General features: G+C 44.6%; 18 protein-coding genes. 11 read left to right on the top strand and 7 right to left on the bottom strand.

Going from position 1 to position 18,587, the window contains the following annotated elements:
• Positions 1–104: 104 nt before the first annotated feature.
• The 4 genes from D1614_RS11520 to D1614_RS11505 all read right to left on the bottom strand — a co-directional run bounded on the left by D1614_RS11520 (position 105) and on the right by D1614_RS11505 (position 5,004).
• Positions 105–2,642: a TonB-dependent receptor gene (locus tag D1614_RS11520; protein ID WP_119438081.1), complete on the bottom strand. Its 2,538-nt coding sequence runs from the start codon at positions 2,640–2,642 to the stop codon at positions 105–107.
• Entirely contained in the window at positions 2,642–3,505 is an 864-nt protein-coding gene (locus tag D1614_RS11515; protein WP_119438080.1) for a FecR family protein, read from the bottom strand. The genes D1614_RS11520 and D1614_RS11515 overlap by 1 nt, the downstream gene beginning before the upstream one ends.
• Positions 3,498–3,989 carry an RNA polymerase sigma factor gene (locus D1614_RS11510; protein ID WP_206609989.1) on the bottom strand — a complete coding sequence of 164 codons (492 nt, stop codon included), beginning with the start codon at positions 3,987–3,989 and terminating at the stop codon, positions 3,498–3,500. The genes D1614_RS11515 and D1614_RS11510 overlap by 8 nt, the downstream gene beginning before the upstream one ends.
• Before the next feature lie 94 nt (positions 3,990–4,083).
• A complete protein-coding gene (locus D1614_RS11505; protein WP_119438078.1) occupies positions 4,084–5,004 on the bottom strand; it encodes a hypothetical protein in 921 nt (306 codons plus the stop codon).
• 215 nt (positions 5,005–5,219) lie between these two features.
• Here D1614_RS11505 and D1614_RS11500 point away from each other — a divergent pair, with 215 nt between their 5' ends.
• The gene (locus D1614_RS11500) at positions 5,220–6,854 is read left to right on the top strand and encodes an alkaline phosphatase family protein (protein ID WP_119438077.1); all 1,635 of its coding nucleotides are present in this window, start codon (positions 5,220–5,222) and stop codon (positions 6,852–6,854) included.
• 13 nt (positions 6,855–6,867) lie between these two features.
• Here D1614_RS11500 and D1614_RS11495 read toward each other — a convergent pair whose 3' ends face one another.
• A complete protein-coding gene (locus D1614_RS11495) occupies positions 6,868–7,272 on the bottom strand; it encodes a carboxypeptidase-like regulatory domain-containing protein (RefSeq protein WP_119438076.1) in 405 nt (134 codons plus the stop codon).
• Positions 7,273–7,686: 414 nt separating this feature from the next.
• On the opposite strand from D1614_RS11495, the gene D1614_RS11490 reads away from it, so the two are divergent.
• From D1614_RS11490 to D1614_RS11465, 6 genes are all read left to right on the top strand, one after another.
• Complete coding sequence (locus D1614_RS11490) at positions 7,687–8,172, top strand: NADH-quinone oxidoreductase subunit NuoE family protein (RefSeq protein ID WP_119438075.1); 486 nt, start codon at positions 7,687–7,689, stop codon at positions 8,170–8,172.
• A 10-nt stretch (positions 8,173–8,182) separates the two neighbouring features.
• Entirely contained in the window at positions 8,183–9,367 is a 1,185-nt protein-coding gene (locus D1614_RS11485) for a complex I 51 kDa subunit family protein (RefSeq protein WP_119438074.1), read from the top strand.
• 18 nt (positions 9,368–9,385) lie between these two features.
• Entirely contained in the window at positions 9,386–11,176 is a 1,791-nt protein-coding gene (locus D1614_RS11480) for an NADH-dependent [FeFe] hydrogenase, group A6 (RefSeq protein WP_119438073.1), read from the top strand.
• Between the two features lie 62 nt (positions 11,177–11,238).
• On the top strand, positions 11,239–11,727 hold the full coding sequence (locus D1614_RS11475) for a methylated-DNA--[protein]-cysteine S-methyltransferase (RefSeq protein ID WP_119438072.1): 489 nt from the start codon (positions 11,239–11,241) through the stop codon (positions 11,725–11,727).
• A 236-nt stretch (positions 11,728–11,963) separates the two neighbouring features.
• Positions 11,964–12,923: an alpha/beta hydrolase gene (locus tag D1614_RS11470; RefSeq protein WP_119438071.1), complete on the top strand. Its 960-nt coding sequence runs from the start codon at positions 11,964–11,966 to the stop codon at positions 12,921–12,923.
• 218 nt (positions 12,924–13,141) lie between these two features.
• A complete protein-coding gene (locus tag D1614_RS11465; protein ID WP_206609988.1) occupies positions 13,142–13,906 on the top strand; it encodes an endonuclease/exonuclease/phosphatase family protein in 765 nt (254 codons plus the stop codon).
• Here D1614_RS11465 and D1614_RS11460 read toward each other — a convergent pair whose 3' ends face one another.
• Both D1614_RS11460 and D1614_RS11455 read right to left on the bottom strand, forming a co-directional pair.
• Complete coding sequence (locus D1614_RS11460; RefSeq protein WP_119438069.1) at positions 13,907–14,107, bottom strand: helix-turn-helix transcriptional regulator; 201 nt, start codon at positions 14,105–14,107, stop codon at positions 13,907–13,909. It lies immediately after the preceding gene.
• An 86-nt stretch (positions 14,108–14,193) separates the two neighbouring features.
• A complete protein-coding gene (locus tag D1614_RS11455) occupies positions 14,194–14,685 on the bottom strand; it encodes a hypothetical protein (RefSeq protein ID WP_119438068.1) in 492 nt (163 codons plus the stop codon).
• A gap of 119 nt (positions 14,686–14,804) precedes the next feature.
• On the opposite strand from D1614_RS11455, the gene D1614_RS11450 reads away from it, so the two are divergent.
• From D1614_RS11450 to D1614_RS11435, 4 genes are all read left to right on the top strand, one after another.
• A complete protein-coding gene (locus D1614_RS11450) occupies positions 14,805–16,178 on the top strand; it encodes an alanine/glycine:cation symporter family protein (protein WP_119438067.1) in 1,374 nt (457 codons plus the stop codon).
• 106 nt (positions 16,179–16,284) lie between these two features.
• Entirely contained in the window at positions 16,285–16,914 is a 630-nt protein-coding gene (locus D1614_RS11445) for a YkgJ family cysteine cluster protein (RefSeq protein WP_119438066.1), read from the top strand.
• Between the two features lie 46 nt (positions 16,915–16,960).
• Positions 16,961–17,569, top strand: coding sequence for a tetratricopeptide repeat protein (locus D1614_RS11440; protein ID WP_119438065.1), 609 nt, complete (start codon positions 16,961–16,963; stop codon positions 17,567–17,569).
• Between the two features lie 108 nt (positions 17,570–17,677).
• Positions 17,678–18,565: a LysR substrate-binding domain-containing protein gene (locus tag D1614_RS11435; RefSeq protein WP_119438064.1), complete on the top strand. Its 888-nt coding sequence runs from the start codon at positions 17,678–17,680 to the stop codon at positions 18,563–18,565.
• The last annotated feature ends 22 nt before the right edge of the window (positions 18,566–18,587 follow it).

Genomic DNA, 18,587 nt, shown 5'->3' with positions numbered 1-18,587 from the left:
TTGTTTTGCCTAAACTAACCATTTTGATGAATTTTAGTTCAGTAAAAATTGAAAAACGGAAAAAATATCTCTGAAGTTTAACAATGGTTTTCTGAACCGTCCGATCAGAATTCAAGCTTCAGAAAGAGGGCTGGTGTAAAGGAAACGGCATCGGCATAAACGCCCACCACATCCAGATCGTCGGTAGAACTTAGCCTGAGGTTTGAATATTTGATGTTATCCGTATTGAGCACATTCAACACGGAAATTCCTGCTTCGGCTTTCACCTTGCCAGGTTTGAATTTGTAAACCAGCGATGCATCCAGTCGTTTGTAGGGCTGATCCAGTTTTTTCCCGCTCTCGGTTTCAATGTCAAAACGCTCGAATCCCGATCCGTAGACATAACTGCTTGAAAAATAAAAGGATTTGTAATTCAGGATTCCTGCCAGTTTTAGCTCATGCTTTTGCTGTTGCGGGGCCGGGAGATAGTATTCCCGCCAATAGACAGGAAAATGCTCTTCGGCCTGGCAATACGAATAAGACACCCAGGCCATGTGGCGTTTGTATTCTTTTTTCAGGAAAACATCCATTCCGTAGGTTCGGGCTTTGCCTTCATAAAAACCGGCATCGAAACGTTTGTTTTCGGCATAGTAGCGCGTCAATCCGTTGGTGGTTTTGTAATATCCTTCAATGCTGGCGGTCCATCCATTATGGTTGTAAGCCAGCCCGGCCACCGTGTGCATTGCATCCAGCACCGGAATATTCTCATCGTCAGCATTGATCCAAAAGTCGGTGAAATTATTCAGACTATCCACCACGGTTGTTTTAACCAGGAACTGGTGGTAGATTCCCCAGGCAGCATTGAATTTGAGCTGTTTGGTAACATTCAGCGAGGCCGATACCCGTGGATCGACATACCATTTCCCCGGATCGGTGATATAGCTGGCTCGTACGCCTGCATTTAATTTCAGGATACTGCCAAGCGGTAGTTCATCCTGAACATAGGCAACCAGGCGCGAAAGGGAACGGTCGTAATTCAAGGTGTTGGTTTCGAGTGTAGTCCGGTTGAGTTGCACGCTGTTTCGCACCATTCCCAACGCAGCGATCACTTTATGTCCTTCTCTGAACGAAAAGGTGTGTTCTGCGTTGACCCTGGCTTCATCCACCTGATTCTCGGAATCCGAGTGGCGCGTGATTCTCAAAATATCGGTGCGCGAATTGTAAAGCTCATTTTTTTCAGAGAATTCCTGCTGAAAATAGGAATAGGCAGCTGTTATATTGGTAACGTTGCTGTTGTTCCATGGATAGCTGAGTTGTGCCGAACTTCCAATCTGCTGGTTTTTTTCCCCTTCCGACTGGGTGATGATGGTTCTTGCTACTTCTCCTTCCATATTGTAATTGAAATCGTCGCCACCGCCGTATAAACTGAGCGAGAATTGCGCCTTGTTTTTTAGCCGGTGCGAAAATTTCAGGTTGGCATCGCGGAACACATAATCAGGTTTTACATTGAAATCAACCGAAGATGAAAGGATGTTTTGTCCCGGGTTGTTGCCTTTTCCGGAGCCACTGGGGCGGCGGGTAAAAAAAGAGAGTTCAGACGGGTCGTACAGCGGATAATAAGTTTGACGGTATGCTGCAATCAGCGAGGATCTTTTGCCAATGGGTGTTTGTACCATGGTATTCACGGTGTTGGAATTAATGTTCAGGATAAAACCGGGTTTTTGAAGCGAACCGTCTTTGGCGGTAATGTCAATAATTCCACCCACCCGGTCGCCGTAACGGGCTTCGTATCCGCCTTTCATTACTTCAATGTTTTTTACCATGAAAGGATTGACTACGCTGATGTTATCGTTGAAATTTTTTAGTCCGAAAACTGTAAAACCATCAAACTGAATTTTGCTTTGCCCTTCGTAGGCACCCCAAATCAGCAGGTTGTTGGATTGTTCGCCGGCGGCCAGAATTCCAGGCATTAACCGCAATAAATTGAAAATAGAATTGTCGCCGTGGCCGGGCAGGATGGGAGCAATCTGGTGGTTGATCTTCATGTAGCCAGCTTTGTCGCCGATCAATGTTGATTTTTCGATGGGGTTGCCACGTACCTTGACTTCGCGAATGCTCTCAATGCGCGGCATTAAAAAGAACCTCCGGTTTAAGCTGTTTGAAACCACCGTGTCGTAAACAAAGTAGCCAAGGTGCGATATTCGCAGGGTAAAACTGGAGTCGGTGGAGGCAATAAAATTGAAGTTCCCGTTACGGTCGGTTTGTACCGGAGTCCGGTTTACCGAAACGTAGGAAAAAGGCAAAGGCTCGCTTGTAAAAGCTTCCAGTACCTGGCCGGAGATTTGGGTGTTGGTTGTTTGGGGTTCTGATTGCCGGGGGATGATCAGAAATACATCGTCGGATTTTTCAAGCTCCAGCGGAAGGTTTTTGATTAAAAAGCGAAGGGTTTCTTCTGCCGTTTTAAATTCGCGGTTGGCTGAAACCGGGTATTGGGAAAGAAGGTCGTTGTCGAAGGCAAACTGAAAGCCATAACTTTCTTTTAAATCAAGCAGTACCTGATTCAGCGGGGTTTTCCGGGCAGTTACTTTTATTCTTTCGGGCGTTTGCGCGGCTAATTGAAACACGAGCAGCAGCAAAATCCCCAGACAACCTGATTTTAGCATTAACTTTTATCAACGATCCGGTATACGTTTTCCGATTGTTTGACAAACTTAAGATTCATGGGTTTGCAAACAAGGCCCAGCACTTCTTCAACGTTGGGCTTTTTTGAGAAATTGCTTCCAAAGTTACGATTATTTAACTGAGGGTCAAGTTCTATGGTAACAGCATATTGTCGTTCAATTTCGTCGATGACTTCTTTTAACGGGCGGCCTGCAAAAAAGAACTGGTTGTTGGTCCAGCCAATGGCCCTTTCCGGATTAAACATCTTTTTCATTACCAGTTTTCCCTCTTCCAATTCTGCATGGTTATTGGGCAAAAGCACAATGTGGTCACCCGATAAAGTACTAACGTTCACTTTCCCTGTCAGGCAGGTAACGCGGTAGTTTTCGTCACGCGCATAAATATTAAACGAAGTTCCCAGCACCTGGGTGCTTCCGTTGGCCGACTTCACCAAAAACTGTTCACCCTTTTTTACATTGAAGAATCCTTCTCCCTCAAAATCAAGTTTTCGTTGCAGTTTCCATCTTAACGGATAATAAGTGAGTGTAGAGCTGGCATTTAGTTCCACTTTTGAACCATCCGGCAAAAAAGCGATCAGGTGTTCTCCGGGCAGGGTTCCAATGGTTTTTGAATAAAAGGTCGCTATTCCTGCCAGTCCAACAAGAATCAGCAATACTGCTGCCACCGACCACCGGAAAATTTGGGAGCGAAGCGGTATTGTTTTTACTGCCGGTTGAGCTGAAATTTTCTTTTCCAGTTCGGCCCACACTTCGGCATCCGACTTTTCCCAGACGATTTTTCCTTTCCCCAAAAAGGAATGTTCGTTGTTCAAAGAATCTTCGCTATGTATGTTTTTGTTACTCATTGGCTTTCAAATTCACCTGAAGGTATTCAAGTGCTTTTTTCATTCGTTTTTCCACTGCCTTTACACTGATCATGCACATTTCGGCAATTTCGGTGTATTTCAGGTTTTCAACCCGGCTCATTAAAAACACCGTTCGCTGGTTCTCCTGCATGTGTTGCAAGGCCTTGTCGTACCTGGTTTTTAACTGTTCAAAAGCCAGTTCATCCTCGGGTGAGCGGGTTTCTGCTTCGGGCCGGTAGTGTTTAAAAAACTGGAAAGAACGTTGCTCCTTTCGGTAGTGTGAGATAAAAAGATCGTTGGCAATTTTATAAAGCAGGCCTGTTATCCGGTCTGCCGAAAAAGACCCATTCTTTTCCCACACTTTCATAAAAGTTTCCTGGGCAATGTCGGTAGCAATTTCGGTGTCTCCCGAACGGTAGAAAACATAGTTGCGAACCTGGGCAAAATGCAATTCGAATAGCTCTTTAAATTCCTGTTGCGTCAAAATGGCCTTTAATCAATGGTGTTTTTTCAAAGATAAAGCAGAATTCAGAATAAAGCACCCGGAAAGTTTACTTCCCGGGCACTCTTTTATATACTTATTTACCGGATTGATGCTTGTTTCTGAATTGATGTTTTGCCAGGTCCATTTCCCGTACATTGCCTTCGCTGTCGGTCATTGTGGCCACTTCGTCGCACTCGCCGTTTCCGTAATCCAGTGTACTTATCAACGTGCCGTTCAGTGTAATGGTAATGGTTCCTTCTACAATGTGGCGGCAGTCGTACACTTTTTTTAGCGGATTGATAATTTCTTTTGTGTACGTGTCAGTCACTCCGTCTTTGGTCATGCTTGCCGTGGCGCCGCCTGTAATTATTATTACGTCGTCGCTCTGATTATCTTCAGTGTCCATGCCTGCGAGCCATTGCCAGGTGCGTTCCGACAACCTTTCAATTACGGTGCCATCGGCCAGTGTAAAGGTAAGTTCCGAAATGTGCTGACGGAACATCGTATCTACCTTGTCGACGATGATGGATGTATAACCGTTGATGGTGACCGAATCAACCGTGAAGTTGGTGTACGTTACTGTTTTTTCGAAGTCTTGTGTATAGCGCGGAGCCGAAATGTAAATTTCAATGATTCCGCTCAGAACTTTTCCGTTCCGAAGAACGGTACTGTCGCCATAATCAAGTGTAAGCGTTTTTGGGTAGTCTTCCTCGCCTTGCATGCCAATGGAAACATTGGGACAGTGGCTGGCTTTGTACCTGAGTTTCTGATTCCATTGAAAGCGGTTGCCAAAACGCCACCAGCGGGTGAGTTGTCCTTCCATATTGGCAAAAAATTCCACCTCGTATTCCGATTCGGTAGTGGCAGCTTCTATTTTAACTTCGTTCAAAGTAACCTGCGCCGATTTCTCCGCCAGAAGTTCGTCATCCGGTGTTGGTGTGTTGGTGTCGTCGTTGTTGCACGCAAACAAAAACACGGCTAAGCCCAAAAATAAGATTCCAAAAATTCGTTTCATGACATTATTTAATTTTGAGTGTTTTGTTAGTAAACCGAATTTCGAAACGCTTACCCTACCTGTGTGAAGTATTTTTTTCGATTATTTTTCTTCGGGGGCAGAAACGGTTGATATCCAAAAAATTATATTTTCAGAAAAAATGAAACAGGGCGGATTCTGTCTTTGTACGAACCATTTCATTTCGTATTTTTGGACGCTTAATAGTGGAAGGAAATATGAGAGTTAAGGTATTTATTGCAGGGCTTTTGGCCCAGTTTGTTTTTACATCGGCAGTTGTAGCCCAGGAAATTTTTCAGGAATCGCGCCCCAAAGTGGTGGTGGGTATTGTGGTCGAGAACATGCGGCCAGATTATGTACAGCGGTTTTGGAACAAATTTCAACCGGGAGGATTTAAAAAGCTCTATTCGAACGGTGCCGTTTGTACCAACGTAAAGCTTACCCTTCACTCTCAGAACTATGCCAGCGGAATGGCCACTTTGTACACCGGGGTAACTCCTTCCATTCACGGGATTGTGAACAACACCTGGTACGACCGGCTTAAAAAGAAAGAAATCGATTGTACGGAAGACGACTACTACATGACAGTAGGTGCTGATACGGATGAAGGTGATGCTTCGCCGGTTCGGTTGTTGTCGAATACGGTTACCAACAGCCTGAAGATGTTTACGATGGGGAAATCGAAGGTGTTCAGTGTTGGCTTGAATCGGGAGTCTGCGATATTTAGCGCCGGCCATGCTGCGGACGGAGCCTATTGGTTCGATATTGTTTCGGGAAGAATGATTTCCAGTTCTTTTTATGTGAGTAATTTTCCGGATTGGGTAAGGTTGTTTAACAGCGAGAACTACGCGGCCCGTTACAGTTACCGTAACTGGGTGACATTGTTGCCCGAGACCGAATATACCGAAGCTACGCGTGATGATTATTTGCTGGAAAGAGGATATTTTGGCGAGTTCAATACGTTTCCGCACGCCGTAAATAAATACATCAAAAAAACAGAGAACTTCCGGCCATTTAAAACAACGCCTTCTGCCAACCTGATGATCAAGGATTTTGCCCTGCAGTTGATGGACAATGAAGGGATTGGCGACGATGATGTTACCGATTTTGTGAGCGTGGTATTCTCTTCAATGGATTATGAAAACGGCTCTTTTGGACCGTCTTCGCTCGAAATGGAGGATTCGTACCTTTACCTCGATCAGTACCTGGCCGAGTTGGTTGATGGCGTGGAAAAAAAGTACGGAAAAGAAAATGTGTTGTTCTTTCTTACTTCCAATTCTTCGGCATCGTACCCGGTTGAATACCTGAAAGACGAATTTCATCTTCCGGTGGATTATTTTAACATCGACCGTGCGCTTGCTTTGCTGACTTTGTATCTGAATAATACTTACGGATCCGAAGAATGGATTGAACATACCAGCGATCTGCAGCTTTTCCTCGATCATGAGTTGATTAAGAAGAAAGGTTTCGACCTGAATGAGATCAGCGAGTCGGCCGCCAATTTTATCAACCAGTTCGAAGGCGTTCAGCTGGCGTTACCGGCTCACCAGCTTGAGCAGGGAAGCTCTGCCAATGGTTTGCTCCAACCTTTGTATACTTCTTACTATAAAAACCGCTCAGGCGACTTCCTGTACCTTTTAAAGGAAGGCTGGCAGCCCGGATACAAGTTTAAACGAGTGAACTACAACGACCAGTCGCATATTCCGCTGGTGTTTTACGGATACGGTATTTCACATCAGATCATTCGGGCCAAATACGAGGCGGTGGATTTGGTGCCTACGCTTTCCCAATTACTGAATATTCCGGTACCCGACAAATGCCAGGGGAAGATTATAAAGGAAATGATTCCTTAGTAGCGCTGATGGTTTAAAACAGATTCCAGGTTCTGCGGTCTGTTATTTTCTTTTCAGGCTTTACTTGTGCCCGTATTTCTTCCGTTTTCTTTTGACGACGTTTGTCATCAGCCTTCGGTTCGAGTTTTACAACCAATGTGGTGTCAGCGCTTAATGCAAGCTGTTGAGTGAAGTCTTTAAATCCTTCGGTTGTAACTTTTAACTGGATGTCGCTTCCGTGTAAAACGAGCCGGTAAAATCCATTTTTATTGGAGATGGTACCAATTCCGGAGTTGGATTCCAGGATGCTTACATTCTCGATGGCTTCTCCGTTTGTGCTGTTATTGACATACCCCGAAACGGTCACAACCTGCGCCCGGCTTAAGTTAGGGAATAGCCATAAGATAAAAATGACATTGGTGAGGATAACTGTTTTCATGATGTATTGTTTTCTTGTTTTCTGGCTCTCTAAAATTAAGCAAAAAAAACCGAATACAAAGGCTGATTTTGATATTAAAGATTAAAAAATCCTTAATTTTTTGAGGCTTATTTAGACTACACAGACAGACCCGCCCCAAAAATATATTGTATAACATATGTTCACATGACAAATGTTAGTTAATTGGCTCAATTGTCCGTTTTTGGGGAGTTATTTTACTAAAGATGCTGAATAACATTATATTACAGGGTAAAACTTCTGTTATTTTAGATTTTGCCTCCTTATTTTTGTTAGAGAACGATTGTGGTAAATCGTAAAAAAAATCAACCAGTATTCAACGACCGAACCGGCCTGCTTGGGCGCTCTGCTTAACAATAACAACTAATAGCCATTTTACAACCAAAAACTTATCTCATGGATCCGATCCAAACTTTAGTCAAAGACCTGGCTGATATTCATGGACGCAAAAGGGAGAATCTTTTGCCGATTATGCAAGGAGTGGTGGAGAAAGAACATTACCTCTCTGAGTTATCGATGATCGAGATTGCCCGGGAAATGGACATTCCCGCAGCCGATGTCTATGGAACAGCTACTTTTTATTCTTTTCTCGAAACCAAATCAACCGGAAAGTACACCATCAGGGTGTGTAAAACCATTACCTGTGCCATGAAAGGGAAGAACCAGGTACTGTTTGCCATCCAGGACATGCTGAAGATCAAACTGGGGGAAACAACCCCCGATCATCAGTTCACGCTTCTGGAAACCAACTGTCTGGGCTGGTGCCACAAGGCTCCGGCCATGCTTATAAACGATGAGGTTTATACGGAGCTCACGCCCGAGAAAGTACGCGAAATACTTTCTGAGTACATGAAACAGAACGGCAATAACGGTTACCACTAAAATTACATCCATGGCAAATTCACACCAACTGAAACGTGTCGATTTCATTTTCAGAAATGAGAACGACTGGGAGAAAGTACTTTCCAACACAATAAAAAAGACTCCCCGCGACCTGATCAACGAACTAATCAGTTCGGAACTGAAAGGGCGGGGCGGAGCCGGTTTTCCTACGGGATTAAAATGGAAACTGACTTCGGAAGCCGAATCGGATGAAAAATACGTGATTTGTAATGCCGATGAGGGAGAGCCTGGTACTTTCAAAGACCGCGAGATACTTTCGCGTGTTCCTTACAAAGTGTTTACGGCAATGGCCATTTGCGGCTATATTACCGGCGCCCGCGAAGGTTTTATTTACCTGCGGGGCGAATACAAGTTTTTAAAGGAAGAACTGGAAAAAGTGATCGATGAGTTTGATTACTACTGCCGGGAGATTAAGCTTGATTTTAAAATAAAGGTGTTCATGGGCAGCGGTGCCTACATTTGCGGCGAAGAAACCGCTCTGATGGAATCGATGGAAGGCAAGCGCGGTGAGCCCCGGAATAAGCCTCCGTTTCCCACTCAGGCTGGTTACCAGGGAAAGCCAACGGTGATCAATAATGTGGAAACGCTTGTACACACCTTCACCATATTTAAATATGGCGCCAAAAAATTCTACGATCTCGGAGTGCAGTATTCCCGCGGTACCAAGCTGTTTTCGGTTTCAGGAGATACTCCAAAACCCGGAATTTACGAGTTGGAACTGGGAATGAGTCTTCAGGATTTTGTGTATGAATTTGGAGACGGGGATACCAAAGCGGTGCAGGTAGGCGGAGCTTCCGGCTTTTTGGTACCGCGCAAAAAATTCAAAGATGCCGCGATTGGGTTTAAAGGCAAGCTCACCGGAATTTCTCTGCCGACCGGGGGATCGATGATGCTTTTCAATAGTTCGCGGTCGATGTTCAATGTGCTGGACAATTACCTGGAGTTTTTCAGGGAAGAATCGTGCGGACAGTGTACGCCTTGCCGGGTGGGCTGCCAGCAGCTTTTGCTGGGGATAAAAGCTGTTAAGCGGGGCGACAAACCAGCTGCCTATCTCGATAAGCTTTTGCGTTTGACCGAAACCATGCAGTACACCGCCAAGTGCGGGCTGGGGCAGTCGGTGGCCAATTCGTTTTCTTCCATTGTCGAAAATTTTCGCGAGGAAATGATCTATTAACCAAAACGGAACATCAAAATGAGTAAAAAAGTCAATATAACCATCAATGGATACCCCGTGGAAATAAAAGCGGGTGAAACCATCCTGGAAGCAGCCGAATCAGAAGGGATAAAGATCCCGACTTTGTGCTACCACAAAGATCTGTGTGTGGCCGGAAACTGTCGCGTTTGTGTGGTGGAAGTAGTGGGGCAAAAACGATTGTCGGCTGCCTGTGCTACGCCTTGCGAAGACGGAATGGAAATTCTTACCAATAGCCTGAAGGTGCGAAACTCGCGCAAGCAGATCATCGAGCTTTTATTGGCAGAGCACAATGCCGATTGTACCAAATGCTACCGAAACGGAAACTGTGAGCTCCAAACCCTGGCGTCGGAGTATAAAATTATGACCCAGGAATTCATTGAGCTGGTTCCGCTGAAGAAATTTTCGATCGATATGTATTCTCCGTCCATCATGAAAGACGACAGTAAATGCATTCGCTGTCAGCGTTGTGTGCGTACCTGCGCCGAGTTGCAGGGAGTAAATGCGCTTACTGTGGCACACAAAGGTGACCAGATGAAGATTACGACGTTTTTTGAAAAGGCGATGCGCGATGTGGTGTGTACCAATTGCGGGCAGTGTGTGAACCATTGTCCTACCGGAGCGCTTGTAGAGAAAAACTACATCGAAGAGGTTTGGGAAGCTATTGCCAATCCAAACCTGCACGTTATTGTGCAAACGGCTCCAGCTGTGCGTGTTGGTTTAGGCGAAGAGCTTGGAATGGAGCCCGGTGAAAGTGTTACCGGAAAAATGGTGGCAGCCTTGAAGCGGCTTGGATTCGATTCGGTGCTGGATACCGATTTTACAGCCGACCTGACAATTATTGAAGAAGGAACAGAGTTGTTGACCCGTCTGAAAAAAGTGTTGGTTGACAAGGATGAAACGGTGAAATTACCGATGGCCACTTCTTGCTCGCCCGGATGGATCAAATACGTCGAACATATGTATCCCGAATATTTGAAGCATCTTTCAACCTGTAAATCACCGCAACAGATGTTTGGCGCGCTGGCAAAAACCTATTATGCCAAAGCCCGGAACCTGGAGCCCGATAAAATTGTTTCGGTTTCGATCATGCCATGCACAGCCAAGAAATACGAGGCTTACCGCCCGGAAATGCACGACAGCGGCTACCGCGACGTGGATTATGTGTTAACCACACGCGAGCTGGCTATTCTGATCAAACAAGCCGGGTTGGACTTTAAAAAGCTGGAGCCTGCTAAATTTGACCGTCTGATGGGCGAATCAACCGGGGCGGCGGTGATTTTCGGTGCAACCGGCGGAGTGATGGAAGCTGCTTTAAGAACAGCCTACGAAATTGTTACCGGCAGAGATGTACCCTTTGAAAACCTCGATATTACACCCGTGCGCGGAATCGATGGGGTTCGCGAAGCTTCCGTGAAAATTGAGAATCCGGTAGAAGAGTGGGCTTTTCTGGATGGTGTTGAACTGAAATGTGCGGTGGCTCATGGGCTCATCAATGCGAAGAGTGTGATGGATGCCGTAAAAAGCGGTGAAGCCAATTATCATTTTATCGAGTTTATGGCTTGCCCGGGCGGCTGTTTGGGCGGAGGAGGACAACCCATCCCTACCAATGCCGAAATCAGGCAAAAAAGGGCAGAAGCTATTTATGCCGAAGATAGAGGACTGCCGATCCGGAAATCGCATGAAAATCCTGAAATCCACAAGTTGTACAAAGATTTCCTGAAAGAGCCGCTGGGCGAGGTCTCGCACCACTTGCTGCATACGAAATACACCAAACGAGAGCGTTATTAGTGAGTAACATAGTTGAATTTGGATGAAATCCGGTATCTTCGGGGGTACCGGATTTTTACGTTATGGCAGAAGTTTTTGATCAATGTATTTCATCACCGGTAGGGTGGCTGAAGATAAGTGTAACAGAAAACGCACTTGTTTCAATCGCTTTTTGCGGCCATGAAGAAGATTCTTCGGCTAAACTGCCGGAGCTAACGGAGACAGTAATTCAGCAACTGAACGAATATTTTGAAGGTACGCGCTTTACTTTCGATTTGCCCTTAAGTCCGCAGGGAAGCGAATTTCAGAAAAAAGTATGGAACCTGGTGGCTGAAGTTCCGTTCGGAGATACCACTTCTTATCTCGACATTGCTCTTCGCTCGGGATCGGAGAAAAATACACGTGCCGTAGGCCTGGCAAACGGCAAAAATCCCATCCCGATTGTTATTCCCTGTCACCGGATTATTGGTTCAAACGGAAAATTAACCGGGTATGCCGGTGGTCTCGATAAAAAACGTTGGCTGTTGCAGCACGAACTTCGTTATTCGGATCGGAAAAACCTTTTGTTTTAGTCCCATATCGGGAGCTAAATTCCCAATGTGAATACCTGTGGTTTTGGCTGATTTTTTCAGGTACTTGTTTTTCAGTGTTTTGTGATTTTGGTCCGCCGTTTGGTAATTAAGGAACCGAAATCAGGAAGATAAAAAGATAAGAAATAGGGAACTCCCTAAGAAATGGAATTCATTACGGATTCCATTTTTCTTTTGCACACCTTCGCCCGAAATTATATATTCACCACAAAAAGAGCATGTATAAATACTGGATAGCAAGTATCGTTTTTGTGTGTATTGTGTTTGTTGCCGCAGCTCAGGAACGATACCAGGGAGTTTGGTTTGACGAAATTTCAACAGAAACAGCCACGTATGCAACCAAAGACGGCGAAAACCTGGACCTGGATATTTACCTGCCACAGGGAGATTCTGAAACGGAGCGGCCTACGGTTATTTTTGTACATGGCGGTGGTTTTAGTGGCGGAACCCGGAATGGACAGATGATTGTGGATTTTTGCACACAGGTGGCCAGCCGGGGTTATGTAGTGGCTTCTATTTCGTACCGGCTTACCCGGAAAGGAAAACCCGGTGGTTTTGGCTGCGAATGTCCGACCAATGAAAAACTGAATACGATTAACGCAGCGGTGGAGGACCTTCAGGATGCTACCTTCTTTTTAATCGAAAACCGGGAACAGTTTGGGATCGACCCTCAGAAAATAATTCTTGCAGGGAGCAGTGCCGGAGCCGAAACGGCATTGGTAACTGCCTATAAACCTCCTTATTGTTACGGGCTTGAATCGGGGCCGGTATCGTTTGCCGGAGTTATCGGAATGGCCGGTGCCATTGTCGACACAGCTGCCGTGTACGATGGGGCGGCAGTTCCCTCGCTTTTGTTTCACGGAACCGACGATAACCTGGTGCCCTATGCAACGGCCCCTCACCATTATTGTGCGGAAGATGCACCCGGCTACCTTGTTTTACACGGGTCGTACACCATTGCACAAAAGCTCGATAAACTGGGAGTGCCTTACTGGCTGCATACTTCGTGCGGTGCTGCGCATGAAATAGCGAATAAACCCATGACGGATTACGTAGATGAAATCGTGGATTTTTGCTATCGTTTTGTTGTTAAAGGCCAAAAAGAATTCAGGCGCACAATTATTGAGGGAGTTCAAAAAGATACTAAATACGAACAGTTTAACTTTTGTGAAGAATAGGTTCTTAAAACAAACATGAATAACAATTCAGAGTGAAGAGTAATGATCCGTCTGCTGACGGACGGCTGCTTCTTCCCGGATTGAGACACAGTATTTATATTCAAAGGATATTTGATCGAAAAATAAAATTTTAACTAAAATAGATTCAGGTGAAAAAGATCTTCGCGTTCATTTTAATAGTATTTCCATTTACATTATTTGCACAGGAAATGAATATCATGAGTTTCAATATACGTTTAAACACTCCGGCTGACGGCGAAAATGCCTGGCCCAACCGGATTACCATGGTAAATGGCCTGCTGAGGTTTTACGACACTGATATTTTTGGTTTGCAGGAGGCTTTTTACGGGCAGATTACGGACATTGAGAACGGTTTGCCGGGTTTTGAATGGATAGGTGTTGGACGTGACGATGGCGAGAAGGAAGGCGAGTTTTCTCCCATCTTTTTTAACAAAGCCAAATTTATTCTTTTGGAGAATGGACATTTCTGGCTTTCCCAAAATTGTGACAAGCCTGGCTTGGGTTGGGATGCAGCCTGCAACCGGGTGGTTACCTGGGGGAAATTTCAATCAAAGGTAACGGGTAAGAAATTCTTTGTTTTTAATACTCATTTTGATCACAGGGGAGTGGAAGCTCGTAAAAACTCGGCATTGCTGATTCGCGATAAAATGAAAGAGATTACAGGGGGCAGTGGTTTTCCAGTGATTCTGACAGGCGACTTCAATCTTACTCCGGACTCTGAGCCGATTGGTATGATCAAAAAATACATGGCCGACAGCCGCGACATTACCGAAGAGCCGCCTTATGGCCCAACCGGAACTTTCCAGGGATTTAAAATGGATGCTCCGCAGGAGAACAGGATTGACTATGTGTTTGTGAACTCGAAAGTGAAAGTACTGAAATATGCTACTTTAACCGATTCTAAGAATCAACGTTTCCCTTCGGATCATTTTCCGGTTTTTGTGAAGGTTGTGTTGAAATAATCAATCGGAGTTTTCCAGTTCAAATATCTCATTTACTGTTTTTTCAAAGATATCTGAGATTTTCAGTGCTAAGACAGTAGACGGAACGTAGCGACCCGTTTCAATAGAGTTAATGGTTTGTCGCGACACGCCAATTTGTTTCGCCAGGTCGTCTTGTGTGAGGTTTTTGACAGCGCGTTCTATTTTTAGCCTGTTTTTCAATTTTCGATCTTGTTCGATTTGTATTTTTTAATGTAAAAGCAAGTTTCGAAACAGTTTTAGTTACAATATAATTTTCATTAAAGAGCCTACTCTTTCATCAATTTATACTTCGAATAGTAAAAATAAATAAGGTAGTAAAGTTGAATCATCACTGTCAAAAATCCAAAACCAAAAAATATGTCGTCAGTTATTTCATTGTTCAAAAAAAACATTGGATACATTATTCCAATTGTAATCATAGCATTGATAAAACTGACAACTATGGATTTCATTCGGAGGTGTTGAAATAACTCATCTTCATTGTGTTCTTTTGAAAAAAGAAAAAGAAGTAAACCAGTATTTAAATTATAAAAAAGGTAATCTCTTTCTCTTACAAAACCATCTATGTTTTTTAGATAGAGATAGGCAAAAACTCCTGTAATGATAATTAATGCCCCAAACCATTTCGCATTGAAAGGTAAAAGTCTGATCTGTATTTTTAATAAATTGTAACTATTGGGAATTGGTCTTAGAATATAAAGACCAAAAACAATATAGAAAATAGCATATCCTATAAAAACAGCTAATTGAATGTCCATTTTTGTAAACTTTACTTTTCAATATGTCAAATATACTTTACATTCTTATCTTTGTCAAGTTTCCTTTACATTTTCTTGCGTAATTTGTTTTTTAACATGTTTTGGTTTTTCTTAGCGAGATGTTTGAAGAACTGGGCCAGCTTATTATATCTGTTTCCGACGGAATTTGGGGAACACCCATTTTGATCCTGCTGCTGGGCGGCGGGTTTTACTTCCTTGTTTATTCGCGGCTGGTTCCTTTGCGCTACATTGGGCATGCGCTGAAAATTCTCACCGGAAAATACGACGATCCGAACGAACCCGGACAATTGCGGCATTACCAGGCTTTGTCGACCGCACTCGCCGGTACCGTAGGAATGGGAAACGTAAGCGGAGTAGCCGTGGCAATTACGATGGGCGGGCCGGGCGCCATCTTCTGGATGTGGGTTTCGGCCTTGCTGGGAGTGAGTACCAAGTTTTTTACCTGTTCGCTGGCGGTTATGTTTCGTGGCAAAGATTCTGCCGGAGAAATTCAGGGAGGACCGATGTACTACATTACGGAAGGCCTTGGCAGAAACTGGAAACCCGTGGCGGTGTTCTTTGCAGTAATGGCCATGGTGGGGGTTTCGCCCCTGTTTCAGGCCAACCAACTTACCCAAATGATTCGCGACGTGCTGTTGGTGCCTAACAATATTCCGGTGTCGTTTGGCAGCGACCTGGTCACCGGAATCGTTATTTCAATCATCGTTGGTTTGGTGGTTATTGGCGGAATTAAACGAATTGGCAATGTTACCGGTAGTTTGGTGCCCACCATGGTGGTGGTGTATACTGTAACCGTTTTGTACATTATTTTTTCCCATCCGGCACATATTATCCCGGCGTTTCAAACCATTATTGAAGATGCCTTTACCGGAGATGCGGTATTGGGAGGCGCTGTTGGAGCAGTGATTATCACCGGGGTTCGACGGGCTGCCTTTTCCAACGAAGCGGGACTGGGAACAGCCCCGATGGCACACGGCGCTGCCAAAACCAACGAACCCATTCGCGAGGGCCTGGTGGCAATGCTGGGGCCCATTATCGATACCATTATTGTTTGTACCATGACCGCCTTGGCACTAATTATTACCGATACCTGGCAGATAAGCAATGCCGACGGAATTACGCTTACCGCACAGGCTTTTGATTCGGCCATTCCGGGAGTTGGGAAGTACATCCTGGTGATCTGTGTTATTTTCTTTTCCATGTCAACCATGTTTGCCTTTCCGTACTACGGTGTAAAATGCCTGGGATTTGTGGCGGGGGCAAAGTACCAGCATCTGTACAATTATGCGTTTGTGCTGGTGATCATTATCGGGGCGGTGTCGAACCTGCGCGTCATTATCGGACTCATCGATATTGCCTTTGCGCTGATGGCCTTTCCCACCGTAATTTCAACCATCCTTCTTTCTCCCCATGTAAAACGTGCCTCTGTCGATTATTTTGCGCGGCTAAAATTGGAAAAAAGCAGAAAATAACCGCTGACGGGCAGGTATTTTATTTCAGAAATTATGTTGTCGGTCCCATTGAATATCCGTTAAAAATGATCTATTTTTCCGGAAGAATCCTTTAACAAAAAAAGACTTGAGCATTCAATCCGAAAACTTCGAAAAAGCTTTTTATCACGACGGTTACCAACTGGGAATGAAAGCCTGTAAGGAACCCGTTTCGGAGGAGAATTTGCTGGCAGCACTGGCCGAAATGTTCCGGAATATCGACGATCTGACGGATAGTCTTTTGGTGTATGCCCGGCAACAGGGAAAGGCGGTTGAATGCAAAAAAGGGTGCCACTGGTGTTGTCACCAACCGGTTTTTGCGATGGATTATGAACTAAAGTATCTCCGAAAGTATGTAAGCGAGAAGTTTAGCTTGCCGCAACAAACCGAAATAAAACAACGGGCCGAAGATAAAAATAACCGGTTCAGACAATTAAAAGGAAACGATTTGCTGAATGCCAAACATCCCTGTCCGCTTTTGATGAACGGAGCGTGTATGGCTTACGAGGCACGCCCGGTTGCCTGTCGCATTTACCTTTCTTCGAGTGTAAATTCGTGTCAGAAGTTCTTTCAGTCGCCCGATGATAAAAGCAATTATCCTGCTTTGCTCGATTTTCCGATGCGCCTGGGACGAATGATGAACGAAGGTTTTAAGGCCGCACTAAAGGCTAACGGAATAGTGGCCAAAGAATTTCGGATCGAAGAGAAATTAATGTAATTTCAACGTTGGCAATTTGCTTCATTACTCAAAATCATCTTAACACATGAGCTTCGGTGGTTCCGTTTTAGCAATGATTCAGTCGCTGCGGGCCAATGCCCGGCCCAAGCACAAGGCATACCAGGATTGGACAAAAACCGAAAACAGACGGTATTCAAACAATCCTCAGGTATCCTTTAAAAAAGTTTCGGCCGAAAAACTGGCTGAGATAAAAGCCAAAAACAGGGAGGAGACCGAACGTGAACAGCGAAGGATTTATTGGAAAGTTACTTTGTCGTTACTGCTTATAGTCCCGGTTGTTACCCTGGTTTTGTTTGAGTTCTTTTTTCAGCCAGATCGTATAAATCGCAATCCGTCCAGTCCAAAGACCGCAGAGGCGACACTTTCTGCTGAGCAGATTGATTATCTTTTGACTTCGGGTTATAGCTGGTTGAACAAGAACCATTACAAAAATGCGCGTTTCCAGTTTGAACGGGTGCTTGAAGTGCAGCCCCGAAATAAAATAGCGGTTTACGGAATGGCTGCCAGCTTTGTTTACGAGTGCAATAAAGACCGGCAACAATGCGACGAAGCCCAAAAACGACTGGATGAATACATCCGGAAATACGGAGAAGATTCAACCACCGATTACCTGAAACTAATGCTTGAAAAATAAAAGTACCGGATGTTGACTTGTTCTGGAAATACCCCATTCGCTCATATCCTAAAACCATAAAGCGTATCTTTATGGCTGCGGGATATTTCCTGAAAAAAAAGCATTGACATGGATTACAGAGATAGTGTTTTTATTGCTGTTGCCGAAAACCTGAGCTTTTCGAAAGCGGCCGAAGAGCTGCACATCAGCCAGCCGGCAGTTACCAGGCACATAAAAGAGCTGGAAAGTAAGTACAACATTGGTTTGTTTGAGCGGAAAGGAAACAAAATTTACCTGACACGCGCCGGTAAAACCGTTTACAATTCGCTCAAAAAAGTCGAACAGCTTTACCGCGATCTTAGCTTTGAAATCGGACAGTTGAACAACACGGTTTCCGGCGAATTTATCATTGGTGCAAGTTCCACCATTTCGCAATATGTAATTCCCCGGGTGATTGCTTCGTTTCATAAACGCTATCCCAAAATCAGGATCCACCTTGTAAACGGTAATTCGTTGGAGATGGAGCAACTACTGCTGGAGAACAAGCTGGATGTGGCATTGGTGGAGAACGAGTCGTCACTGGCCGGAATCCGGTATAAGAGTTTTCTGGATGATGAGCTAATTGTGGTTACAGGCGCCAAAAGCGTATATGCGAAACGAAAAAACATCAGTATTGAAGACTTTACCAAGTTCCCGATTGTGCTTCGCGAGCATGGTTCGGGTACTTTGGAAATAATAAAGCGAACGCTCGAAAAACAAAATATCGATTTTAACGGGCTGAATACAGTCGTACATTTGGGGAGTACCGAATCCATTAAAAATTTTCTGCAGGATTTTGACGGGATCGCAGTCATTTCAGAAAAAGCCGCTACCACCGAACTATACCTGAACAGCCTGATAAGACTCAATGTTGCGGGTCTCTCCATTCCCCGTAAATTCAGGATCGCACTGCGGCAGGGATACGAAAGCAAACAGGTGGAATTGTTTGAAAACTTTCTGCTTCAGTATAATTTTTAGTTATTCAGCATAATTATTTGGT

Origin of the sequence: Maribellus luteus, assembly GCF_003576475.1 — a bacterium.
In the GTDB taxonomy this organism is placed as follows: Bacteria; Bacteroidota; Bacteroidia; order Bacteroidales; family Prolixibacteraceae; genus Draconibacterium; species Draconibacterium luteum.
Note: the sequence above shows the minus strand (reverse complement) of the source record. Positions and strands in the feature narration are given on the sequence as shown.

Excerpts from the sequence above, each read along its gene's own strand:
- D1614_RS11520 (WP_119438081.1), bottom strand. The coding sequence starts at position 2,642 with ATGCTAAAATCAGGTTGTCTGGGGATTTTGCTGCTGCTCGTGTTTCAA.
- D1614_RS11515 (WP_119438080.1), bottom strand. The coding sequence starts at position 3,505 with ATGAGTAACAAAAACATACATAGCGAAGATTCTTTGAACAACGAACAT.
- D1614_RS11505 (WP_119438078.1), bottom strand. The coding sequence starts at position 5,004 with ATGAAACGAATTTTTGGAATCTTATTTTTGGGCTTAGCCGTGTTTTTG.
- D1614_RS11500 (WP_119438077.1), top strand. The coding sequence starts at position 5,220 with ATGAGAGTTAAGGTATTTATTGCAGGGCTTTTGGCCCAGTTTGTTTTT.
- D1614_RS11495 (WP_119438076.1), bottom strand. The coding sequence starts at position 7,272 with ATGAAAACAGTTATCCTCACCAATGTCATTTTTATCTTATGGCTATTC.
- D1614_RS11490 (WP_119438075.1), top strand. The coding sequence starts at position 7,687 with ATGGATCCGATCCAAACTTTAGTCAAAGACCTGGCTGATATTCATGGA.
- D1614_RS11485 (WP_119438074.1), top strand. The coding sequence starts at position 8,183 with ATGGCAAATTCACACCAACTGAAACGTGTCGATTTCATTTTCAGAAAT.
- D1614_RS11480 (WP_119438073.1), top strand. The coding sequence starts at position 9,386 with ATGAGTAAAAAAGTCAATATAACCATCAATGGATACCCCGTGGAAATA.
- D1614_RS11475 (WP_119438072.1), top strand. The coding sequence starts at position 11,239 with ATGGCAGAAGTTTTTGATCAATGTATTTCATCACCGGTAGGGTGGCTG.
- D1614_RS11470 (WP_119438071.1), top strand. The coding sequence starts at position 11,964 with ATGTATAAATACTGGATAGCAAGTATCGTTTTTGTGTGTATTGTGTTT.
- D1614_RS11465 (WP_206609988.1), top strand. The coding sequence starts at position 13,142 with ATGAGTTTCAATATACGTTTAAACACTCCGGCTGACGGCGAAAATGCC.
- D1614_RS11455 (WP_119438068.1), bottom strand. The coding sequence starts at position 14,685 with ATGGACATTCAATTAGCTGTTTTTATAGGATATGCTATTTTCTATATT.
- D1614_RS11450 (WP_119438067.1), top strand. The coding sequence starts at position 14,805 with ATGTTTGAAGAACTGGGCCAGCTTATTATATCTGTTTCCGACGGAATT.
- D1614_RS11440 (WP_119438065.1), top strand. The coding sequence starts at position 16,961 with ATGAGCTTCGGTGGTTCCGTTTTAGCAATGATTCAGTCGCTGCGGGCC.
- D1614_RS11435 (WP_119438064.1), top strand. The coding sequence starts at position 17,678 with ATGGATTACAGAGATAGTGTTTTTATTGCTGTTGCCGAAAACCTGAGC.